Below are 20,763 nucleotides of genomic sequence, written 5' to 3' on the forward strand. Positions count from 1 at the left end.
ATCCTCAGACGCCCGCCTGTCGGTGCTGAACGTGGCGTTCCCGTTCGCGCCCGCCGGCCCGGACGCTGTCGGGGGTGCCGAACAGATCCTCAGCCGCCTCGATCACGCCCTGGTCGAGACCGGTCACCACTCTTTGGTGCTTGCGGCGGATGGATCCCGCGCCCAAGGCATGCTCACCGAGGTATCGCACCCAAAGGGGTTGATTGATGACTCCGTTCGCGTTGCCCACTACCGGCGGTACGCCGGGGTTCTCAATGCACTCATCGAACGGCACCGGCCACAGGTGGTTCATCTCCACGGGGTTGATTTTGATCGTTACCTGCCTGAGCCCGGTGTTCCGGTGCTGGTGACCCTGCACCTGCCGTACACGTTCTACCACGTCGATTTCAATGCTGTCAGCCGGCCGTGCACGTACCTGCACTGCGTGTCCGAAACGCAGCGCGCCACGTTTCCGCCATTACCAAATCTGCTGCCCACCATCGAAAACGGGGTGCCGTTGACTATCACAACGCCCTGCCGCAACCGCGATGCTTACGCCGTCTGCCTTAGCCGGATTGCCCCGGAGAAAAACGTGCACGCCGCTCTGGATGCCGCCAAATCCGCGGGCGTCCCGCTTTTTCTCGGCGGCGAGGTTTACTCCTACCGCGAACATCAAAGGTACTATGAGGAGGAGGTGGCGCCGCGCCTGGATGAATACCGGAGGTTTCTCGGTCCGCTGGACGAAAAGTCCAAGTTTTCCCTGCTGCGGCGTGCCCGCTGCCTGCTTCAGCCAAGCCTGGCGGCCGAAACGAGTTCCCTGGTCGCCATGGAAGCGTTGGCCAGCGGAACGCCCGTGATCGCCTATCCTTCAGGTGCGTTGCCAACCTTGATCGAGCACGGACGCACGGGTTTCCTCGTCCATGACGTTCAGGAAATGGCCGAAGCCATCGGCCGGGTCAGCCGTATCGATCCGGCTGACTGTCTGTCCGCAGCCGCAACCCGTTTCGACCTCGCTCGCATGCTTCAGCGCTACTTCGATACCTACGCGGACCTGGCAAACGGCCGGGTCCGGATTCATGCCCCGTCTGCCTCTTCCTTTGAGGGATGATCCCCGCGAACCGGCACCGGGTAGAAATTCTCGACCAGATTGCCCCCTTGGAGGACCTGGTCGAGCCATGGACCGAGCTGTGGAGTTGCGCCCGGTTTGCAACGCCGTTCCAGCACCCGGCCTGGATCCTGGCGTTCTACCGGGAGTTGGCCATCCCGGAACCTCGGATCCTGGCGGCCTGGCAGGGTCCGCGACTCAAGGTGCTGGCGCCGTTTTATCTGTGGAGAACCGCAGACGGTCCGGCGAGCCTCATCCTGGCCGGAAACGGCGTGTCGGATTACCTGGACGCGCTCGTTCGGCCGGGCGCGGAACCGTGCGCCGCTGAAGCGATCCGCGTTTTCATGGCCCGATCCGGCTCGGAATGGACGACGGCTGATTTCCGTGACCTTGATCCTCAAGCCTCTCTGTGCCTTCTGCCCTGGCCGGGAGCGGTTTCAGACGCGAAATTGCCCGAGGAAGGTTGTCCGCGCCTGGCGTTAGGGTCGAGACGCCTCGATGACGCGCTCGCGACGGCCTCCAAACGGCTCCGTCGCGACCTTGAGCGCGCACGACGCAAACTGGACGACGAAGGACTGCTCGAGGTTTCCGTAGCCGGCCCTGACACGCTGATTTCGGATTACGCGGAGTTAGTCGCGCTTCACACTGCGAGATGGCAAACCGCGGGAGGGCCCGGCATTTTCGGGGCCGATTATCACCGGCGTTTTTTTCGGGCCGCTTTCGCCGGACTGATGCGCGCGGGCCTCCTCCGTCTTTTCGTGATCCGGTTGAATGGCGAACCGATCGCGGCTACCTGCGGCTTCCTGCACCACGGGCACTATTACCATTTCATCGCCGGTTATGACCCGCGCTGGTCTCACCTGAGCCTGGGCAGTTTTGCCGTGTACGTCGCGTTGCGAGCCGCGGTAAACGAAGGGGCCGCGTGCTTCGACTTCTTAAGGGGCAAAGAAGCCTACAAATACCGTTGGGGCGCACGCGATCACCAGACGTACCGGAGACAGTTACGAGTGGCGGGTAACGGGTAACGGGTGTCGAGTGCCGGGTGTCGCGTGTCGGGTAAAGTTCGGAGCGGGAGGGAATGCCACAAATAAAGAGGCGCCGATGCCGTCCTGCGGTGTCCCTTTAATCTGTGTCAATCTGTGGATGTTTTCTCTTTTCTGCGTTCTCTGCGTGTTCTGCGGATGATTCTGTCTTTCGGCCGTGGTCGCCGTGGCTCGCCGTGTGAACTCTTACGTTGTGCCCGCCGTGTGACCTTAATCGGCGTCAATCTGCGGATGATTACCTTTGAGGTGTTGGCTCACCAGCGTCAGGTCCTCGACCAGACGCGCGAATTCGGCTTCCTTTAGCCGTGGATCCGGCACGCGGAGGATTGCCGAGGGGTGAATGGTGACCAGGTTCTGCGGGGCGTAATCGCTCTCGAAGAGCCGTCCTCGGTGGGTTGAAACCTTTACCTTGGAGCCGAAGAGCGAACCTGCGGCGGTGGCCCCCAGGCAGACCAGGACGTCCGGTTTGATCAGCTTGATTTCCGTCAACAGCCAGGGCTGGCAGGCCGCAATTTCCTTCGCATTCGGTTTTTTGTGCAAGCGCCGTTTACCGAGCGGTTCCCATTTAAAATGTTTAACTGCATTCGTTACGTAGGTTAACGAGCGGTCGATTTTCGCTTGCGCGAGCGCTTCATCGAGCAGTTTGCCGGCAGGCCCGACAAACGGTTTGCCCTTTACGTCTTCATGATCTCCCGGCTGCTCGCCCACCAGGATCACCCGCGCCGTGACCGGTCCTTCCCCGAAGACGGTCTGGGTGGCCCGCTCCCACAGGTCGCAGTTTCGGCAAGTCCGAGCCGCCGCCCGGAGCTCCTCCAGACTTGACGGCATCTCCGGGTGATCGTCGTCCGTGGCACCAAACAGACCTGACTCACCACTCATCGTGCTATTATACGCCTGACGCGGCAGCGCCGGTCGCCTGGAGCGCAACCTGAAAAGGCCTTCTCGGCGCGTAGCGGGCGACCATTTCCGAGCAGAACGTCGCGAAGGTTTGCAGGTCTTTCGGCGCGCTGGTGTGGTGCGGAACCTCGCCCAGGTGTTCGGGGGTGAAACAGAATGTGATCGTGAGGTTGAAGTCCTGGAGCGCTTCCATCTGCCGGTCGAACCAGTCCAGGGCCTGGGGACGGAATGAATCGGCCCAACTCAGCCCGGTCCGCAGATCCCTGACGCCCAATTCCTTCAGCCGGATAACGGCTTCATCCAGCCGGTGGTCCTGGAAATGGAACCATTGGCAGACACCGAGATCGGGAGTAAACCGCCGGAACAGGTCGTAAGCCGGCTTTTCCGTACCGTCCTCGCGCACCAATCCCATGTAGAAATGGCGGTAATAAGCGGACCCTTCCGACTCACGGTGACGGGTGGTGGCCGGCCATGCTTTCGGCAGGTCGAACAGGCTGTACCAGAAAATCTTCGGCACGCAGCCGCGCAACAGGTTCGCGGTTCGCTCCAGGCCGAACACCTGCACCTCGTCGGCGCCGAAGGTTGAGACCCCCACCTCGGTGACCCAGATGGCCGGATCGATAACCTCCGCGACGGCCTTGATGCGCTCCGGCCATTCGTTGATCTGCCAATGGTTCCAGTCGAGCGGGAAACCGTGTACGCCGAATGCGTCCAGAAGGTCCAGGACGCCCTGGCCCTTTAACCGTAACGCAAACTGAGGATCGATGGGTGAGGTGCCGCCGAGCACCTGGGTCAGGTCCGAATTAACCTCGCGGACGGCCTTCGAAGCAGCCTCGACCATCCTCGAGAACTTAAGCCACTCAGGGTCAACCTCGAAATCCCAATGCGACTTGTTGTTAGGCTCGTTCCAGAAGGTGACTGCTTCGATCATTGTTGAAAAATTCTTGGGTACGGGCTTTGCAGAGAAAGACTTCCGGCTCGGGATGCGCCACCGGCTCGAAACCGGCGCTGCGCAGCATCCCTTCGAGGCAGGCCCGGTTCGGGATCCACCAGTTGGTCCAGTCACCTGCATAGGAATGCTCGACGAAATGGAGGTGCGGGTAGCCCGGCTGATCAAAAATCCCGGTTTGCCAAAAGGTGTAATCCTTTTCCAGCGGCAGCACCTCGGGGGACCCACGCAGCATGGATTGCACCAGCAACACGTCGTGAGCGACGTGCTTGCGGATCAGGTCCAGCGCCAGCAGCGGGTAACGCAGGTGATAAAGCACGCCCAGAAAGAGAACGTAATCGAAAGACTCCCCAAGTTCTCCCACGTCGTAGACGGAGAGCTGTTTGAACTCGACCTCGAGCCCCAGTTGGCCGGCCATGAACTCAGCCTGCCGCAGGTAGCGGTCGTCCGTGTCGATGCCCACCACCCGGCCGGCCCCCCGCTTTTTCATCTCGAAGCTGTAAAAGCCGGCGTTGCAGCCGATGTCCAGCACGGACGCGCCCTCGAGCCGCTCGGGCACCGCGCTTCGGAATCCGTTCCACTTGATGGCGGGATAATCGCCCAGGGGGTGGAGCGGCGCCGTCTGGACTTCGCCTAAATGAAAGTTCTGAAACCAATCCCCAAGGCGCTCGATTTCCTGACGCACCACTTCGGGATCACTCTTAACCGTATCCATCATCTCCTTGTTAAACTTAAACACGCATGAGGTTCACGCCGTCACCGCTGGGCTCGGCCGGGGTGTGCCCCGCCCATTGCTCCCCGGCGATGAATGCTTCAACCAGGTGGCGCGCCTCCTCATCAGAATACTGCACCGGCGGGCTTTTCATGAAGTAGCTGGAAGGCCCGATCTGCGGGCCCGACCAGCCTCGATCCAAAGCCAGCTTCGCGCAGCGAATCGCATCGACGACCACCCCGGCCGAATTGGGCGAATCCCACACTTCAAGCTTGAGCTCGCACATGATCGGCGAACCGCCGAAACCGCTTCCCTCCATGCGGATGTGGCAAAATTTGCGATCTTCCAACCATTCCACGTAATCGCTTGGGCCGACGTGAACGTTGCTTGCGGCCACCGGCCCTTCCATCTGGCTGGTGACGGCCCGGGTCTTGGACACCTTCTTGGAAGCCAGGCGATCGCGCTCCAGCATGTTCATGAAATCGGTGTTGCCGCCGAAATTGAGCTGGTAAGTCCGATCGACGTGCACCCCGCGTTTCTTGAACAGATCCACGAGGAGCCGGTGAAGAATCGTCGCCCCGACCTGGGATTTGATGTCATCACCGATGATTGGTAGTCCGGCCTCGATGAAACGCCTCTTCCATTCCGGCGATGAAGCGATAAACACCGGCATGCAATTGACGAAAGCGCAGCCCGCCTCCAGGCACCGTTCGGCGTACCAGGCAGCCGCCTGCTCGGAGCCGACCGGCAGATAAGACACCAGGACTTCAGTGCCGGTGTCATTGAGAATCCGGCCGACGTCATCGCACGCCTGCGCATCGACCGGGATGATCTCGCGCGGGTACTTGCCCAACCCGTCCAACAGGTTGCCCTGGTGCACCGTAACGCCGAGTCGCGGAACCTCCGCGAAGCGCCTCGTGTTATTGGGCGGGGCAAAGATCGCCTCGCTCAGGTCACGGCGCACTTTGCGCAGGTCAACGTCGAAAGCCGCGGAAAACTCGACGTCGCGGGGCAGGTAACTGCCGAGGTCGGCGTGCATCAGGCCGGGCACGACATCGTCACTGGTGACGCCACGATAATAATGGATGCCCTGCACCAACGCCGAAGCACAGTTGCCAACGCCTACAATAGCAGTTCGAATCGGTTTGCTCATGCCTTCAAGGAATCCTTCCTTTTCAAAGATGATTAAGGATGATGGTTGTTCAGCGTCCGCGCCCCTGGGCTGCACCCCAAAAGCCGCTCCAAAACGATGACGCGTTGCTCGGCGGTGTGGCTGGCTAAAATGCGCGCCCGGGCCCGCGAAGCCATCGCGGTGCGTTCGCCCTCGGGCAGTTCACGCAGAATCCGGATCACGTCATCCATGGAATCAACGATCAACACCTCACGGCCGGGCTCCAGGAACTGGTCGATACCCTGCCACCGGTCGGAGATGATCGGTGTGCCGCACGCTGCGGCTTCGAACAGCCGGGTACTTGGCGAGTAACCGTTCGACGTCATGGCCTGGCGGGTCAGGTTCAGGGTGAACCGTTGCGCCGCATAGAAATCCCGGTGCTGACCCGGTGAGACGTGTTCGAGGTGAAGGACGTTGGGCGGCCAGATGGTGGTTTCCGGGTACATGGGACCGGCCACCACGAACGCTCGGCCCGGGAGTTTCGTCGCAGTGCCGAAAAGCATCGCGTCCAGCTTGGGTTGGCGGTCAGGGCTATAGGTACCAAGGTAGCCCAGTTCCCAGCGGTTCTTGGCCTGCACCGGGTAATGGACCGCCGGATCCACGGTGCACCAGAACGCGACCGGCCTTTTCACCTTAAACCGCTTAGCCAGTTTATCGAGGACGGCACCGCCGGCAAAGGAGAGGTAATAATCAAACGCCGGGATCAATTCCGGAGCAAGGTACTCGTAGTCCTCGTTTTCCAGTTTCGACAGCGTTACCGGCGTGTCCAGGTCGTAGAAGATTCGGCACCCGTTGCTGCCGGTACGGGCAATCCATCGAGCAACCTCAACTCCCTGGGGCACATAGGACCCCTGGATGAGGCAATCGGCCTGGCGGACGTCGTTTTCAAAACGCGTAAACAGGGTATCGAGATCCTGATACAGCTCGATCCTGCCGTAAGCGCCGTTTAACTCGTCCCGGAACGGCCGGTACCACGGCGTATCTCTCTCCAGGAACAGCACCTCGTGGCCGCGGGCGACCAGCGCTTTGGACAACGCCCGGAACGTCACCGTGTGTCCGTTGCCCCATGCCGAGGTGATTGATAACCCCAGGATGACGACCCTCATGGCCGGCCTCCTCCCTCCGCCACCGCCGCCTCGAATTGAACGGCCCGCTGCGCATAGGTGTGCTGCGTCAACGCGCGTTCCCGGGCCCGTGCACCGATGTTCCGGGCTTGTTCCGGGGTGAGTTTCTCCATCAGGCCGGCCACTTCGTCTCCGTTGCGGGCCACCAGAATCTCCTGTTCCGGGGCAAAGAACTGCTCGATGCCCACCCAATCGTCGGTGATGATGCAAGCACCCGCTCCCGCGGCTTCAAATACCCGGGTAGCCGGCGAGAACCCGTTTTCAGCCATGCTGTTACGACAAATGTTCAAAACGGCCCGTGCGCTGCAGTTGAAAACGTTGTGAAGCGCCGTGGGCAGGTGGCCGAGGTAGCTGACGTTTTTCGGCCGCGGTTTGTCGGCCCAGCCATTACCTGCCAGCAGCAGGTGCAGGCCGGGGCTCACCTCGGCCGCCCGGAAAAAGAAACCTTCCACCCTCTGTTCACGATCGGGTAAACGGTTGCCCAAAAATCCAAGGTCACACTCATATTTTCCGTCCATCTCCACCGGGTGATGCGTTTCGGGATCCAGGCCGTTGTAGATCGGGTGGCAGGATTTCGCCCCCAATTTGAGGTAATCCCTCACCACCGGGTCACCGCCCCCGTAGGTCAGCACAAGGTCAAATGACGGCAGCGTGGCCCGAAGCGGTCCGGGCCGGTCGCTCCGGAGACGGGCAATGGTAACCGGCGCGTCGACGTCCCAATAGATTACCCGGTTGCCGCCGGTGCGGGCCGCCGGGATTCGCCCTTCGAAAAAATCATCCAGAACGCCGATCCCGCTCGTTTTGATCAGCAGATCCGCGGACTGCGCCGCCCGCACCAACCGGTCCGCCTCTTGCTCCGACGGCTCGTAAACCACCACCTCCGCCCAGGGCGGCGGCTCGATGTCCCGGTGTTCCTGGCGCTGGTACGCGTTGGGCTCGTAAAACGTCACTCGATGGCCGCGGCCAGCCAGCGCCTTGACCATGCCGCGGTAATAAGTCGCAGCGCCGTTCCAATACGCGGACACCAGGCTTGAACCGAAAATGGCGATCCTCACGCCACGACTCCTGCGGTTATTGGGCCGGGGGCAGACCGTTTCAACAGGGATCCGTAGAGCTCGAGGTAATGCGTCACCATACGGGAACTGGAAAACTGCTGTGCCCTTTGGATGGCGACCGAGGCAAGCCGCCGGCGCCGGGCTTCATCCCCGGCCAACCCGTTCAGCGCGTCCCGCCAGGCTGCCGGATCGTGTGGCTGGACAAACTCCGCCGCGCCGTCCCAGTTCTCGCGCAAGGACGCGAGGTCACTGAGCACCAGCGCGCAACCGGCCCCGGCAGCCTCCAGGATAGAAAGGCCGAAAGGCTCGTAACGAACGGGCGCCGCATAGATCGAGGCATCCGCGAACAGGGCGCGCGTCCGGCGAAGCGACAATGGTCCCAGTAACCGCAGGTTCCCGACCCGGGTCTCCCCGGCGTCCGCCTCCCGGCCGGCGCCGGCCACAACCAGGGGCCAAAGTAGTTTCGGCGCAACGCTCTCCAGCAGGCTTATTCCTTTGGCGGCGTCCCACAAACGCCCGGCAGACGCAATGACCGGCTTTTTCGGCCCGGGAGTTACACCCGAAGACTCGATGCCATTCGGGATCACCGCACCCCTACCCATCCACTCGTACGCGTCGCGCAAAGCGGCCAGCATGGCCCGGGTCGGTGCGACCACCGCGCCGGCAGCGTCCAACCCGGCCCGTACGCGCCGCCCGTACTCAGCATATTCGTCCCGAGGGGGCCGGCAGCCGTGCACGGCCTGCCACCACGTGAAGACGCACGAGTGCGCTACCACCACCGCCGGAGCCGGCCAGGGCAAGGCCGCGTGCGCGTACCCGTTGAGGTGCACTACGTCCGGCTCTTCCGCCCGGGCAAGCCCCTGGAGGAACCTGCCCGCCTCATCCACGTCGGACCAGGGGTCAGGCATCCACTCAAGCTTGTACCGGGTCTCAACCAGCGTGATGCCCGCAACCTCGGCAACTTCGGCCCGTTGCGCCTCGCCGGCGGGTGCGCCGAAAGTCACCAGGGTCACCTCGCAGCCGCTTGCCGCCAAACCACGGCAAAGACCCAGGGCGTAAGTCCAGACGCCGCCCACGGTATCCGCGGTCATCAATACTTTTCTTGGCGCACTTAACATTGCTGACGGCAGCCGCCGCTGAACGGGTGAGTCGTGCCACTGCACGCTTACCGGGCTGCAAGCGATACGTTTACACGGTCAACCCGCGCCGGGACAACTCCCGAAAAGCTTCCGCCACGTTGTCCTTTGCCGTCTGGCCGTCCAACCAGGGCACCATCTCTTCCAGACCGGAACGCAGGTCGTACCTGGGTTCGAACTTCAGGAGGGTTCGCGCCCTGGTGATGTCCGCGTAACAGTTGCGAATGTCACCCACCCGGTATTTACCCGTGATCTCCGGCTCAAGTTCCGGGTGCCCCAACAGCCTGGCCAGATCCATGGCCAGATCCGAAATCGCGTAAGGTTTGCCGCTGCCGACGTTGAATACCTCGTTATCAACGTTCGGTGATTCCAGCGCCAGGCGGCACGCCAGGGCGATGTCCTTGACGTAAATGAAATCGCGTTGCTGACGGCCATCTTCGTTGATGAGCGGTGGCTGCCCGTTCAGGATACGCGAGGCGAAAATGGCCAACACCCCGGTGTAAGGGTTCGATAAGGCTTGCCGCGGGCCGAAGATGTTGAAGAAACGGAGGGCAACCGTCGGGACCCCGTAGGCGGGCCCTACCGTCAGGCAAATGCGTTCCTGATAATATTTTGTGAGCGCGTAAACCGAAGGGGCGGAGGGGTACTTTGATTCAGGCGTCGGCACGGGCGTCAACTCGCCGCCGTCCGGCCCCAGGACCTCCCAGTGGCGCCCTTCGAGCTGGCGGCGGGACCTTCCGGTGGGTTCCACGGTTTGGCCGTTACGATCGCGGTAGCGCCCTTCCCCATAGATGCTCATGCTGGAAGCAACGACCAGCTTCTCGACGGGACTTTGGGAGAGTGCTTCCAACAAGGCGGCAGTTCCCTGGCAATTCACGTCGGTGTAGTTGCAGATCTGGTACATGCTCTGGCCCACACCTACGGCTGCACCGAAGTGAACCACGTAATCCACCCCGCGAAGCGCCTCTTTCAACCGCTTGGCGTCCCGTACGTCCCCGTGGATCAATTCGACCTCGTCAGCGAGGTAATGCGGCCGCTTACACCGCTCTCCGTGCACTTGCAGAACGAGGGCATCGTAGGCCCTGACCCGGTAACCCTTCGCCAACAATTCATCTGCGAGATGAGATCCAACAAAGCCTGCTCCGCCAGTGATAAGGACTTGACCCGACATGACAAGTAATTGGGAATGGGTAGAAAAGGTGTTTACTGTGGGGCTGTTCGCGAAGGTAAGTAGCTGCGCACGTACAGGGTATCCCTGATATGGCCATAAGGACAAGGCATTACCCGGCGCCAAGGCAGGGAAAAATTGATCTTCAAGCCATGTTGCCCACCTAAAGTTATCCTTTCCGAAAGCAGTCGCATTCTCGTCTTTGACGTGTTAAAAAGCTTCACGGGAGGTGGAGTCAAATCGTATGGGTTGTAGATTGGCGAACAATCCCAAGCAAGTTCAAGGTATGACCAGACAAACTGGCCACCTCAGCATTCTGCTCGTTGAGAATCACGAGGATACCATCACCTACGTACGCCGCTTTCTGGAACATTACGGGCATGAAGTCCGCGTCGGGCGGACCATGCAGGAGGCCATCAGGCAAGTGGAAGAGAAAGAGCCTGACGTGATCCTCAGTGATATCGGGTTGCCCGACGGCGATGGGTGGAATCTCCTGCAGCAGCTCCGGCTTAAGACGAAGGCCTACGCCATCGCGATGAGCGGGTTCGGCGCCCGGGCAGATCTGGATCGCAGCCTGGCGGCCGGCTACCAGGATCACCTCGTCAAGCCGTTTGCCCCCAATAAACTTTTGGACGCGTTACGACGGGCCGAACAGCGGCGGCAGAAGCAGTAAGGATTCGGTCACACGGCGGGCACGACGTCACACCACGATCACAGCGGAGGAGACTAACACGGCGCCACGGCGGAACACGGCGACCACGGCGGGAAGAGGAAGCGTTCGGAGCTCGGGGTTCGGGGTTCGGAGCGGCAGAGAATGCCACAAATGAAGAGGCGCCGGGTCCGATAATCTTTTTTCTGCGTTCTCTGCGTGTTCTGCGGATAATTCTGTCTTTCCGCCGTGGTCGCCGTGTTCGCCGTGTGAACTCTTACGTTGTGCCCGCCCCACCCGCTGCGTCCGCCGTGTGACCGCTAATGGGAAAGCGCGGCGAATTTTTCGTCCACGATCCGCAGCCGCCGGGAGAGGTCGCGCGCGATGTTCAAAATCACAATCGCGTACTGGTCAGGGTAGCCCTGAAAGAGGCGATAGAGGTCAGTGCCCTTGAGGGCAAACAGAACCGTGTCTTCCAGGGCTCGAACCGAGGCGGAACGGGTCACGCATTCTATGATGGACATCTCGCCCAGGAAATTGCCGGGACCCAAAACCGCCAGGACAGTTTGATGGGGTTGCGCCAGGTGCTTGATCACTTCCACCTGTCCGGAGCGGATGATGAACATGCGGTTGCCGGCCTCGCCCTCCCTGACGATAATCTCGCCTGCACGGAAAGCGGCTTCTCCGGCTGACCGCGCGATTTCGGCCAGCGCGACGCGGTTGAGGCCGGCAAAGATCGGGATGGTTTCGAGAAAATCCTGGCGCGCTTCGGTTGTGGTCATAAGGCGTGGAAGCCGTGGCGGCCGTGCCGGGAACCGTCCTGCGGACGATGCGCCCATCATCACCGGCCGGCCACCCGGCTCGTCGCGTTTCCGACGTGATGTTTCGCCGGTTACGGCTCGAGGGTCACCTTTACGGAAGTTACCCCGGACAAGACCATATCGATCCCCTTCTGATAATCGCTGAGCGGCAACCGGTGCGTCACGATTTCGTCCATCGGCAACAAGCCTTGCTCGATCATGCGAATGGCAACGGGATAACAGTTTGGTCCAAGGTGCGACCCGTGGACATTAAGCTCTTTGCTGTCCCCGATGATGGTCCAGTCAACGGTGACCGGTTCCCGCATGACGCTGAATTCAACGAACGTCCCAAGTTTCCGGATCATGAGCAAACCCTGTTCGACCGCCGGCGGAGCTCCCGTGGCCTCGATGTACACATCGCAGCCGTAGCCGCCCGTCAACTCGCGCACCTTGGCCACGGCGTCCTCCTTCTTCGGATTGATTCCGAGGTCAGCACCGGTTCGTTTGGCAACTTCGAGCCGGTCATCGCTCAGATCCAAAGCGATGATGCGTTCCGGCCCCTTCATTTTGGCGGCTGCCACCATCCCAAGCCCAAGCGGGCCGCACCCGGCGATAACGACGGTATCCTGATACCGGATGTCACCCCGTTCCACTGCATGGATTGAACAGGCCAGCGGCTCGATGAAGACCGCGTGATGCAACGGAAGCGATTTCGGCACCTTGTAGTTCAGGGCCCCGGCCGGGAAAAGCATGTACTCGGCCCAGGCCCCAAAAGTCCGCTGCCGAAAACCGTAGATATCGTGCACTTCACACATCCAGTAGGCCCCCATCTTGCAGTACTTGCACTTCCAGCACGGAACGATCTGTTCGCTGACCGCATGGTCGCCGATCGCCAGACCGTAAGCTTCGGCCGCGCCGTCACCGAGCGCCACAACTTCGCCGACGAACTCGTGTCCCGGAGTGACGGGCGCCTGACAGTACCCGACCCGCTTTTTGTCACCCCAGAACATCGCGGCGCCGGTATAACATTTGATGTCGCTCGCACAGATCCCCGTACTCCTGACCTTGACAAGCACTTCTCCGGGACCCGGCTTCGGCACATCCCGTTCTTCCAGGCGATAGTCTTCCGGCGCGTGACAGATCACGGCGCCCATGGATTTCGGCAATTTATCGGTTACAGCGCTCATAATAATAGATTCTCGGTATGGTCCGGTCAGGAGTTGCCTGCGGCGGGCAGAAGGGATCGGCACGGCTTGATTACCTTCAGGTTGGAAAAGGCGGCCTGTGGGTCGCCTCCGGCTCCCAATTCATTTCCGGCCAGGAATTTAACTCCTCGGTTACGATGGTTTTCGAACGTTCAGAAATTCGCTCCTCAAAGAGGCAGCCGGGGGAGACAGGCACCTAAGCAGTGACTCCCCGGGTAGGCAGTCACTAACTTCCGTGTAGGCCCAGGGGTTCCGTGCGTCAAGCCGAATATGGGATTCGAGCTTGCCTCCGGGCTGCACGGGTAAGCGGTGGTCAACCAGCGTTCGCGGAGGTGTGCATGGATCGGCACGAATCCAGGTCCGGCACGCAACGTTTCATGTACCGGCGGCCGGGGTGAATCGTCCTGACCGGGTCAACCTTGTGTTTTCGATGAACGGCGCCCGCCGCGGATACGCTTTTGGTTGAAAGCTCGCGCGGTGAAGAGCAACCTTGCCCTGACTGGGCGTCCTGGTAATGGAAGGGACCTTATCCCTGATTGATGGCGCCGGCGCATGGACATCCACGGTCCACACCCGATCAGGCGTGAGCAGCTGAGGGAAGAATGAACCAGAACGATACCCACCTCAAAATCGGGGGCGGCAAGCGGGGCCGCAAACCGACGGCCCACAAAGCCGCTCGGACTATTCTGCTGGACGAACAGGACGCCTTGGCGCGGGTCACCTGGCTCTATCATCACCGTAAACTGACTCAGGCTCAGATCGCCCAGGAACTGGGGTTGTCGCGGCCCACCATCGGCCGGCTGCTGCGCCAGGCGGCCGCCACCGGCCTGGTGACCGTGTCATTGCGCCTGGACGTGTTGCGCCGGCTGCAAACCTCGGCCCAATTGGCGCAGCGTTTCGGTCTGCGCGAGGTCTTCGTGGTGCCCACCTCCGGCCTGGATGCCCCGGCTGATGTCACCCGTGCAGTGGCCAAGACCGGCGCGCTGTATTTGGAAGCCGTTTTGCAACCCCGCCAGATCCTGGCCGTTTCCTGGGGCCAAACCATGTTCGAGGTTGCCCGTGCCTTGAGTGATACGCCGGTCGAAGGCCTCGTGGTGGCCCAGTCCATGGGCGGGCTCAACAGCGGCGGCACTTTCAACCCGTCGCGAGTGGTGTCGCTCGTCGGCGAGAAACTGCACGCCCGCGTGTACCATCTCTATGTGCCGGCGATCGTCGCCAGCCCGGAACTGCGCGACGTTCTCCTTGCGGACCCCGGGATCGGCGCCGCGCTCGACGTTGCCCGTCAGGCATCCTGTTTCATGGCAGGAATCGGCAAAGTCGAACCGGGCGCCACGGTCCTGCAGACCGGGTTTCTGGATCTGGCCAGCATCGACCGGCTCCGGGCCCGGGGCGCCGTCGGCGATATTTCTTCGCGTTACTTCGATCTGCTGGGACGCCCGGTGCCCGGCGACGTCGAGGAACGCACCGTGGGGCTGTCATGGCAGGACCTGCGCCGCTTGCCGAACGTGGCCGCCGTGGCCTGCGGCCTGGATAAAACGCAAGCCATCGTCGGCGCCTTGCGAAGCGGCCTGCTGCACGTTCTGATCATCGACGACCGTACAGCCCTCAACGTGCTCGATTACTGCGAACGCGAAAAAGCCGGCTCAAATCCTGACGCCATTTCCCCGGCCAGTCCAGGGAACTGACGTTTGCATTTGAACCGGCCACGGCCCAGCGGCCGCCTCAACGCCTAACCCTCAATCATTGCCCCTCATCCTTTTTTTCAGGGGCTTGCTCCCGCCGCTTTTCGAGCGGGCTTGGCGCGGCCTTGCCGCTATCCGCCGGCGGCCGCTGGCCCGATTGGTTCGTGTCCTCTTTTTCAGGGTGATCCTGAGTCGGGCCAGGGTAGTCTTCAGTGCTTAACATAAAATTGTCTGCTGCAGAATTCCGAATGCGCGTGAAAACGCATCAGTGCTTGACCTCCGCCGGATGGACCGGTGCAGCCGCCTGAGTCTTCAACAGGGCGTCATGGATTCTGGCCGCTTCCTGATCGGAACTGGCCGTGACGATCATTATCGGTCTCTCCGCTGCCGCACTCTCGTTGACCGGGCTGACCGCCAGCTTGTTCATCCCGATGCTGAAGAGCGCACCAAAAATGCCGAAAAAGACGATGCAGAGGATGTTCAGCCAGACGACCTGCCCGAAATCGGCGTTTTCCGGACGCAGCCAATGCCGCATCATTGACGCGTGACCTCCGATGAGACCGATGAGCAGGCCGATGATCGCGCCGGCGATCAGACCATAGAGCCCGGCCTTTTTCCAACTCTTCGCCTTGGATTTGGTTTCACGCGCATTCTGCGCCGGAGGGGGCTTCTCCACGCGCACCTGCTCGCGTCTGATGCCTGCCTGCGTCAGCGCCTGAATCACCCGATCCACGTCGGCTTCGCTGTAGATTATCGCTCGAATCTCTTTCGCCATAGAAGGAAGGGAACCAGGTTAGGGGTTTTTCGGCTGAGAGGGCGCCTTCTCCGTTTCCGGTTTCCGGTCCGCCCCCGAAAGATCGGACGAAGAAGGCTGCTGCTCAGCCGGCTGATTAAACCTCTGATCTACCTCACTCCCCTGCTCTCTGTCTTCAAAATTCTCGTCTTCTTGGTGATCACGCACACTTAAGGATCGCGTAAGTACCGATCAGCGGATGGTAAGAGTTCACACGGTCGCACGGCGGCCACAGCGGGTGTGACGGGCACAACGTGAGAGTTCACACGGCGAACACGGTGAGCCACGGCGACCACGGCGGGAAGAAGGGGGAAAGAGTTTGGAGTTCGGAGTTCGGGGTTCGGAGCTCGGAGGCGTCGTAGAACCGGGTCCGATCTCCCGCGAGGGTCACGTTCACACGGTGCGAAGACCGAAACATCCGCAGAACACGCAGAAGAACGCAGAAAAAGATCCACGAAACCGGAGCTTGACATCGGCATCTCGCCCCCATGCTGCCGCTCCGAACTCCGAACTCCGAACTCCGAACTCCGAACTCCGAACTCCGAACTCCGAACTCCGAACTCCGAACTCCGAACTCCGAACTCCGAACTCCGAACTCCGAGCTCCGAACTCCGAACTCCGAGCTCCGAACTCCGAGCTCCGAGCTCCGAACTCCGAACTCCGAGCTCCTTATGCATGCAGCATGCGCTGCAACATCAGCAAAAGGGGTCGGGCCGTGTACGGTTTGGCCAGAAAATCGTTCGCCCCGGCTTCCGATGCCGCGGCCGTCTGGGTTTTGGTGGCCAAGCCGGTGACGGCGATGATTCGCACCTGGGGATTAAGCCGGCGTAATGCGCGCATGGTGGCGATCCCGTCCAGGATCGGCATCATCAAGTCGGTCACCACGACGGCAATCTCGGACTGGTGCTGCACGTAAAGTGCCAGCGCCTCCGAACCATCGCCCGCCAGGAGCACCCGATAGCCGGCGCCCTGCAGCACCCGCCGGGTGCTTTCGCGAATCGCCACTTCATCATCGACCACCAGCACTAATTCGCCATTGGCAGTCGACAGATCGATTAATTCGCTCACCGGATCCGATTCGGCGGCCTGTTCGTGCTCGACCGGAAAATACACGCTGAACGTGGTACCTTTGCCAATCTCGCTATAGACGTTGATAAATCCGCCGTGACTCTTGACGATTGCCGCCGTCGTTGACAGGCCCAAGCCGGTACCCTTGCCGATCTCCTTGGTCGTGAAAAACGGTTCGAAGATCTTCTCGCGGATTTCGGGTGTGATTCCCGTGCCGGTGTCGATGACGCGAAACAGAACGTAGGGTCCCGGTCTGGCGTCCAGGTGCATCGCCGCGTGGGCTTCGTCCACCACCACGTTCTCGGCCGAGAGCGTCAGCAGGCCGCCCGTCGGCATCGCATCGCGCGCGTTCACGCACAGGTTGAGCATCGCCTGCTGCAATTGCGTGGAATCGCCGACCACGGACCAGGTATCACGCCCCACACGCAGATGAATCTGAATCTGTTTCAGAAAAGTGGTGCTGAGGATTTTATCCAATTCATGCAGCAGCTCTCGCGGTTGAATGGGTATCCGCCGGCCTTCAACCCCGCGGGCAAAACTCAACACCTGGCGTACCATCGCCGCTCCCCGCTGCGCGCTGTGCTCCAGCAACTCCAGAAACTCGCGGTCTTCCGGGTCGGACACCTTCGCTTGCAGCGCCTCAATCGCCAGCAGCATCGGCGCCAGCACGTTGTTGAGGTCATGGGCGATGCCGCCGGCCAGCGTGCCCAGGCTCTCCAGCCGTTGCGCCCGAAAAAATTGCGCTTCGAGCCGTTTGCGGTCGGTTACGTCGGTGTTGATCGACAGAATGGCTTTGGGCTGGCCTTGGGCGTCGTGGACCAGCGTCCAACTGGTGCGCACGGTCAGGCGACGGCCGTCTTTGGTCCATTTGGCTGTTTCGCCGGTCCACTCGCCTTTCTGCAGTAACGCCCGGCGCGCCTCGGCAAATTGGGCGCCGTCAACGTAGAGGAAGTCCGCGGCCGAACGCCCCAGCACCTCGTCCGCTTTCCAGCCATGAACGCGTTCGGAACTCCGGTTCCAGTACACCAGGCGGCCTTCCAGGTCTTTGACGTGAATGGCGTCCTGAGCCTTATCCAACAGGGCCGCCTGCTCGCTTACGCGCGCTTCGGCCTGACGCTGCATCGTAACGTCGCGCAGCGAGCCCACCAACCGCACCGGCGTGCCGTGAGCGTCCCGGAGAGCTTTCGCAACCGAAATAAAATGGCCGTAGCTGCCGTCCTTGCGTTGCATGCGCAACTCAACCCGATAAGGGACCTGCGTGGCCAGGTGCGCGCTCAAGCCCTGCTGCATGCGGTCTCGATCGTCGGGATGCACCAAAGTGAAAAGCTCTTCGAAAGAACGCAACTGGCTGGGCGGGTAGCCGAGCATTTCTTCAACCTGGCGGTCCGGCCAAGTGATCACTCCGGTCACCAGGTCCCGTTCCCAGATGACGTCCTCACTGGCCTCAATGACCGTTCGCAGCACCTGCTCGCTGCGGCGGATCCGCTCCTGCATCGCCTGCGGCGAGGTAATGTCGACGTGTACGAGCACCGCGCCTCTTATGCGCCCGATGGTGAGGGGACGCACCACGAGCCGGAACCACCGTTCTTCACCGGGTGAATGGCACGTGTGTTCCAAGGTGAAATCCGGGGTCTGACCCGACAACACGGCACGGATGCCGTCCGCCACCATCCGTGCCGGGCCGGCTTCGTCCCCTTGTACCCGGTCGCAGATGTTCAAGTAATTTTGGCCCACGTCGGCCTGGGGGTCCGCAAAGGGATTCTCCTGCGCGAAACGGCGCCAGGCGTCATTCACGGCCAGGATGATTCCCTCAGAATCCAGCACGGCGATGCGGGCCGGCAGCGCGTCAAATATTGCACGCTGCTGATCTGCGGCTTGGCGCAGCACCTCCTCGCTCTCGCCCAGTTCCGGTTGGGTGCGGGCCGACAGGCGGATCTCGTCACCTGCCAGGCCCAGCAAAGAGCAGCGCCCAGCCAGAAACTGCTCAACCGCCTTCGAAACATCCGCGTCGCGGAATCCCTCTTGAACCAAAGTTCCATCCGGCTCGCTCATAATTCCTGAAATCGGCTCGCACACGGGAACGCAAGCACCGGATTCGCGGCATCGACCGGTCCAGGAACCCGGAGCGGGGGCTGAACCGATGGGCCGGAGCATACTACTGAGTGCTCCGGCGAACGCGACGCGCGGGGAAGCAGAATATGGGCTTGCCTCTCCATAATGTCTATTACCTACGACACTATAAGGGTATTATTGAATCCACTAGAAAAATTAGTTCGCGAGCGGTCATCCGATTGGATTGACAAAGCGCCCCGCCAACGCGCAAGAAAGAAGAAGGCCGGTGCGGTTAGAAACGGTCCGGGTACGCTCCGCCGCAAGAGTCGCGTCCTGACATGGCGGAGGAACGCAGCCCGGAGCCGCCGGGCATTGAACTTAAATCGTCAAGCGACAAATTATCACGTGGTTGCCTTCATCTATTTCCATTTCCTGGGTGATCGGAACCTATTCCCTCCACCCCGGCTTGACGCCGCACCGAACGTCCTGATCTCACCGGCTGCCGGCGAGCATCTTCATGATCTTCTGACCGGACGTCTAAAACGTGTCGAACCCTCAACTCTCTCCTCGGACTCCTCCGCTTCTGAGGTCACGAGGCCGGCCTCGCAGAGCACGACAAACCTGGCGCCCTCCGAAGCCGCTCGTCGTGATGAAGGAAAGCCGGAGCCGAACGGTGATGAGTGGTGATGCAGGTTTCCTGGAGGGCCGGGTCAAGCCTCAACCCTTTGCTCTGTCTGCCCGCTGCGCTGTAAGCTGGTCCCTTGGCTGTAGTGGCGCCTGATCCGCCGGAGCCATTCCCGGATCGGCAGGGGCGATGCGGTTTCCTGTCCCGGGTTCCAAAGTTCGACGCACTGGTGAGCTATCTGCCGGCTCAAGCCGTGCTCGACCAGCTTGCGCACGAGTTGTTCGGGCGTCATCAGCAAGGTCGAGCCGCTGTCGATTTGGAGGCTTCGAATGGTTTCGCAGACCACGTGGAGCACGGCGCACCCGTAAGTTCGGGCAGGCAGCAGGTCCCAGGTCCGCACCGGGAGCACTTGTTGGTCCGCCGATGAACTAACCAATACCCACGCGTCTGAGCCATCCAGCGCAACGATCCGCGCGCGAGTACCGGGCTCCAGCCCCGGCTTGTAGGAAATGATGAAAACAGGATCACCGACCTTCATGGCGCGAATGGGGATAGATAAGCGGCGGGATTCCCATCAACGTCCGGCGGGTCACCGGCTGCGGTAAGGAGCCCCGTATCCGATCGAAAGATCCCGCCCGCTATTAAGGCGTAATCTACCTGATTTGATCCGAGCGACCGGAGCCATTCGGGCGGTGTTGGGACTGGTCGCGGCCCGGATAAATTTCCGTGCGGAAAATCGGAATCTCTTTGGGCGCTTCGATGCCAATCTTGACAACGTCACCGTCAATCCGAGTCACCTTCAACCGGATGGAGTCCCCAATGATAAGTTCTTCGTTGACCTTGCGGGATAGAATTAACATCTGCTGTACTTTCAGGTTTAAAGAGAAGCTTCATCCACAGGTCTCGGACCCTCCGAAGCGTTTAAAGCATCATCGGCATCGGCCGCCTGCATTTAAGAGCGCGGTGTGATTTCAGTCAGGAAATGTTCCTTGAGCTGCTGGTTCTGCCGGAGCCTCTCAACTAAGCGCCCGTTCAGACACTCCACTTCAGTGCAAAGCGCCTCAAGCAAAGGTTGCACGTACATCGGAAAGTGAGCGAGAATCGTTTCAGAGGAAGCCTCCTCCCCAAGCGCAAGGCTGCTGGCGGTCTGCCTCAGGATCGTCTCACGGGATTGCCGGCAGCGAATGGCGATCCGGATCTGGCTGCGGATCTGGTCTTCCAGACGGGTATTTTCGTCCCTGTCGTACCGGTACAGGGCCTTGGTTTGCTGGTTCAACAATCGGATCAGGCCGCCGTTCTCCTGCAGTTCATTCCTCAGCGCGGCCACCAGGTCGTTCCAGGCCAGGGTTGAATCCATAGGTTAAAGGCAAAGCTCAAGCTCGCAAGCTGTGTCCACCGTTAAGCCATGACGCTCTGGAGGTAAGCGCGCAGCTGTTTGACGGCTTGGGTGTGGATCTGGCAGATGCGCGACTCGGTGAGCCCGAAGGCGGCGGCGATGTCGGCCAGCCGCAGGTTTTCGTAGTAGTACATGGCCAGCACCTTCTTTTGCA

Annotated in this window: 20 protein-coding genes; 4 read left to right on the forward strand and 16 right to left on the reverse strand. The window is 61.0% G+C overall.

Annotated features, from left to right (window positions below; translation table 11 throughout):
* Positions 1–22 precede the first annotated feature (22 nt).
* Both JO015_12725 and JO015_12730 read left to right on the forward strand, forming a co-directional pair.
* Positions 23–1,087 (forward strand): glycosyltransferase, encoded by a 1,065-nt coding sequence (locus JO015_12725; GenBank protein MBV9999961.1) that lies wholly within the window; start codon positions 23–25, stop codon positions 1,085–1,087.
* A complete protein-coding gene (locus JO015_12730) occupies positions 1,084–2,109 on the forward strand; it encodes a GNAT family N-acetyltransferase (GenBank protein ID MBV9999962.1) in 1,026 nt (341 codons plus the stop codon). The genes JO015_12725 and JO015_12730 overlap by 4 nt, the downstream gene beginning before the upstream one ends.
* Before the next feature lie 228 nt (positions 2,110–2,337).
* On the opposite strand, the gene JO015_12735 is transcribed toward JO015_12730, so the two are convergent.
* The 8 genes from JO015_12735 to JO015_12770 form a co-directional block, all read right to left on the reverse strand.
* On the reverse strand, positions 2,338–3,006 hold the full coding sequence (locus JO015_12735) for a UdgX family uracil-DNA binding protein (GenBank protein ID MBV9999963.1): 669 nt from the start codon (positions 3,004–3,006) through the stop codon (positions 2,338–2,340).
* Positions 3,007–3,013: 7 nt separating this feature from the next.
* Positions 3,014–3,955, reverse strand: coding sequence for a beta-xylosidase (locus JO015_12740; protein ID MBV9999964.1), 942 nt, complete (start codon positions 3,953–3,955; stop codon positions 3,014–3,016).
* A complete protein-coding gene (locus JO015_12745; protein MBV9999965.1) occupies positions 3,921–4,688 on the reverse strand; it encodes a TIGR04290 family methyltransferase in 768 nt (255 codons plus the stop codon). Before JO015_12745 ends, JO015_12740 begins: the two co-directional genes overlap by 35 nt.
* 16 nt (positions 4,689–4,704) lie before the next feature.
* Entirely contained in the window at positions 4,705–5,838 is a 1,134-nt protein-coding gene (locus tag JO015_12750; protein MBV9999966.1) for an inositol-3-phosphate synthase, read from the reverse strand.
* Positions 5,839–5,870: 32 nt separating this feature from the next.
* Entirely contained in the window at positions 5,871–6,962 is a 1,092-nt protein-coding gene (locus JO015_12755; protein MBV9999967.1) for a glycosyltransferase, read from the reverse strand.
* Positions 6,959–7,963: a glycosyltransferase gene (locus JO015_12760; protein ID MBV9999968.1), complete on the reverse strand. Its 1,005-nt coding sequence runs from the start codon at positions 7,961–7,963 to the stop codon at positions 6,959–6,961. Before JO015_12760 ends, JO015_12755 begins: the two co-directional genes overlap by 4 nt.
* A 68-nt stretch (positions 7,964–8,031) precedes the next feature.
* Complete coding sequence (locus JO015_12765) at positions 8,032–9,153, reverse strand: glycosyltransferase family 4 protein (GenBank protein MBV9999969.1); 1,122 nt, start codon at positions 9,151–9,153, stop codon at positions 8,032–8,034.
* 70 nt (positions 9,154–9,223) lie between these two features.
* Complete coding sequence (locus tag JO015_12770; GenBank protein ID MBV9999970.1) at positions 9,224–10,342, reverse strand: NAD-dependent epimerase/dehydratase family protein; 1,119 nt, start codon at positions 10,340–10,342, stop codon at positions 9,224–9,226.
* A gap of 283 nt (positions 10,343–10,625) precedes the next feature.
* Between JO015_12770 and JO015_12775 the strand changes: the two genes are divergently transcribed.
* Positions 10,626–11,012: a response regulator gene (locus JO015_12775; protein MBV9999971.1), complete on the forward strand. Its 387-nt coding sequence runs from the start codon at positions 10,626–10,628 to the stop codon at positions 11,010–11,012.
* 296 nt (positions 11,013–11,308) lie between these two features.
* Here the strand turns inward: JO015_12775 and JO015_12780 are convergent, their stop codons facing one another.
* Both JO015_12780 and JO015_12785 read right to left on the reverse strand, forming a co-directional pair.
* Positions 11,309–11,770 (reverse strand): cyclic nucleotide-binding domain-containing protein, encoded by a 462-nt coding sequence (locus JO015_12780; protein ID MBV9999972.1) that lies wholly within the window; start codon positions 11,768–11,770, stop codon positions 11,309–11,311.
* 110 nt (positions 11,771–11,880) lie between these two features.
* Entirely contained in the window at positions 11,881–12,975 is a 1,095-nt protein-coding gene (locus tag JO015_12785) for an alcohol dehydrogenase catalytic domain-containing protein (protein MBV9999973.1), read from the reverse strand.
* Positions 12,976–13,595: 620 nt separating this feature from the next.
* On the opposite strand from JO015_12785, the gene JO015_12790 reads away from it, so the two are divergent.
* On the forward strand, positions 13,596–14,678 hold the full coding sequence (locus JO015_12790) for a sugar-binding transcriptional regulator (protein ID MBV9999974.1): 1,083 nt from the start codon (positions 13,596–13,598) through the stop codon (positions 14,676–14,678).
* Between the two features lie 262 nt (positions 14,679–14,940).
* Here JO015_12790 and JO015_12795 read toward each other — a convergent pair whose 3' ends face one another.
* From JO015_12795 to JO015_12820, 6 genes are all read right to left on the reverse strand, one after another.
* Positions 14,941–15,450: a hypothetical protein gene (locus JO015_12795; GenBank protein ID MBV9999975.1), complete on the reverse strand. Its 510-nt coding sequence runs from the start codon at positions 15,448–15,450 to the stop codon at positions 14,941–14,943.
* 687 nt (positions 15,451–16,137) lie between these two features.
* Positions 16,138–18,588 carry a PAS domain S-box protein gene (locus JO015_12800; GenBank protein ID MBV9999976.1) on the reverse strand — a complete coding sequence of 817 codons (2,451 nt, stop codon included), beginning with the start codon at positions 18,586–18,588 and terminating at the stop codon, positions 16,138–16,140.
* Positions 18,589–19,298: 710 nt separating this feature from the next.
* On the reverse strand, positions 19,299–19,751 hold the full coding sequence (locus tag JO015_12805; GenBank protein MBV9999977.1) for a hypothetical protein: 453 nt from the start codon (positions 19,749–19,751) through the stop codon (positions 19,299–19,301).
* Positions 19,752–19,866: 115 nt separating this feature from the next.
* A complete protein-coding gene (csrA, locus tag JO015_12810) occupies positions 19,867–20,073 on the reverse strand; it encodes a carbon storage regulator CsrA (protein ID MBV9999978.1) in 207 nt (68 codons plus the stop codon).
* 92 nt (positions 20,074–20,165) lie between these two features.
* Positions 20,166–20,570 carry a hypothetical protein gene (locus tag JO015_12815; protein ID MBV9999979.1) on the reverse strand — a complete coding sequence of 135 codons (405 nt, stop codon included), beginning with the start codon at positions 20,568–20,570 and terminating at the stop codon, positions 20,166–20,168.
* Positions 20,571–20,611: 41 nt separating this feature from the next.
* The coding region (locus JO015_12820; GenBank protein MBV9999980.1) for a FliA/WhiG family RNA polymerase sigma factor at positions 20,612–20,763 on the reverse strand (152 nt) is incomplete at its 5' end.

Source organism: Verrucomicrobiota bacterium (assembly GCA_019247695.1).
In the GTDB taxonomy this organism is placed as follows: Bacteria; Verrucomicrobiota; Verrucomicrobiia; order Chthoniobacterales; family JAFAMB01; genus JAFBAP01.